Below are 1,923 nucleotides of genomic sequence, written 5' to 3'. Positions count from 1 at the left end.
AATGGCCCAGGCCTTCACAAAAACCATGGCGCGGAACATCTTTTATGGTGGAACCGCGTTTTTCTTCCTCCTTTTCCTGGCGCTGACCTTTGACTCGGTCGGCCAACTGCCCAATCGCGACAACCGTGCCGCACTGGATGGGCCGGTTGGCGGACAGATTGCCAAAGGCAAGATGCTCTGGGAAGAGAACAACTGCATCGGCTGTCACACGCTGCTCGGCGAGGGTGCCTACTTCGCACCCGAACTGGCCAACATCTACCAGCGCTTCGGCAACTCCAAGGACGGCATCATCGGCTTTATCAAGAGCCGTCCCGCCAACGGCATTCCCGGTCGCCGCAGCATGCCTCAGTTCAACTTCAGCGATGACGAGCTCGATGCCATCGCCGAGTTCCTGAAGTATGTCTCCGAGATCAACAGCGCCAACTGGCCGCCAAACATTCAGGGTTAAGGGGGAGTTTTAACCATGACATATCAATCTCAATCGGTCGCCAAGCTCTACTTCACGGCCGCCATCGCCCTGTTCGCCGCGCAGATCCTGTTTGGTCTGATCATCGGCCTGCAGTATGTGATCGGGGACTTCCTGTTTCCCTATATCCCGTTCAACGTGGCCCGCATGGTCCACACCAACGCCCTGATCGTCTGGCTGCTGATGGCCTTTATGGGCGCCGCCTACTACCTGGTTCCGGAAGAGGCCGAGACGGAGCTGTTCAGCCCCCTGCTCGCCACCCTGATGTTCTGGATCTTCCTGGTGGCCGCGGCCCTGACCGTCGCCGGTTACCTGCTGGTGCCCTACTCGACCCTGGCCGACCTGACCGGCAACGCCCTGCTGCCCACCATGGGACGCGAGTTCCTGGAACAGCCGACTATCGTCAAGCTCGGTATCGTGGTGGTGGCCCTGGCCTTCCTGTTCAACATCGGCATGACCATCCTCAAGGGTCGCAAGACCGTGATCAACCTGGTGATGCTGATGGGCCTGGTGGGCCTGGCGGTGTTCTTCCTGTTCGCCTTCTACAACCCGGTCAACGTGGTGCTGGACAAGATGTTCTGGTGGTGGACGGTGCATCTGTGGGTGGAGGGCGTGTGGGAGCTGATCCTCGGTTCCATCCTCGCCTTCGTGCTGATCAAGGTGACCGGCGTGGACCGCGAGGTGATCGAGAAGTGGCTCTACATCATCATCGCCATGACCCTGATCACCGGTATCGTCGGTACCGGCCATCACTACTTCTGGATCGGTACCCCCGAGTACTGGCAGTGGTGGGGTTCGGTGTTCTCCGCCATGGAGCCGATTCCGTTCTTCATGATGACGGTGTTTGCCTTCAACATGGTCAACAAGCGGCGCCGCAACCACCCCAACAAGGCGGCCACCCTGTGGGCGCTGGGCACCGCGGTGATGGCCTTCCTGGGTGCCGGCGTGTGGGGCTTCCTGCACACCCTGTCGCCGGTGAACTACTTCACCCACGGCTCGCAGATCACCGCGGCGCACGGCCACATGGCCTTCTACGGCGCCTATGTGATGATCAGCCTGACCATGATCTCCTATGCCATGCCGCTGCTGCGCGGCCGTACCGCGGCCAACAGCAACAAGCAGCAGGTGCTGGAGATGTGGTCGTTCTGGCTGATGACCATTGCCATCGTCTTCATCACCCTGTTCCTCACCGGCGCCGGCATCCTGCAGGTCTATCTGCAGCGGGTGGCGGAAAATGCCCAGCCGTTCATGGCGGTGCAGGACCAGATCGCGCTGTTCTACTGGTTGCGTGAGATAGCGGGCGTGATGTTCCTGATCGGCCTGGTGGTCTACATCGCCAGCTTCTTCATCGGCCAGGACGAGCCGGAGGCGGTCGTCGCCGACGCCTAAGTGACATCCTCCGGAGGGTTCCCCCCTCCAGCCTTGAGGCCGGCTCCTGGAGCCGGCCTTTTTTTTGT

General features: G+C 60.6%; 2 protein-coding genes. Both read left to right on the top strand.

Annotation, left to right across the window (positions count from 1 at the left end; translation table 11 throughout):
• On the top strand, window positions 1-448 hold a 448-nt coding region (locus tag O9K64_RS23310), incomplete at its 5' end, for a c-type cytochrome (RefSeq protein ID WP_275100517.1).
• 15 nt (window positions 449-463) lie between these two features.
• Window positions 464-1,855: a cbb3-type cytochrome c oxidase subunit I gene (locus tag O9K64_RS23305; RefSeq protein WP_275100516.1), complete on the top strand. Its 1,392-nt coding sequence runs from the start codon at window positions 464-466 to the stop codon at window positions 1,853-1,855.
• The last annotated feature ends 68 nt before the right edge of the window (window positions 1,856-1,923 follow it).

The organism is Sedimenticola hydrogenitrophicus (assembly GCF_029017505.1).
Classification (GTDB): Bacteria; Pseudomonadota; Gammaproteobacteria; order Chromatiales; family Chromatiaceae; genus Sedimenticola; species Sedimenticola hydrogenitrophicus_A.
Note: the sequence above shows the minus strand (reverse complement) of the source record. Positions and strands in the feature narration are given on the sequence as shown.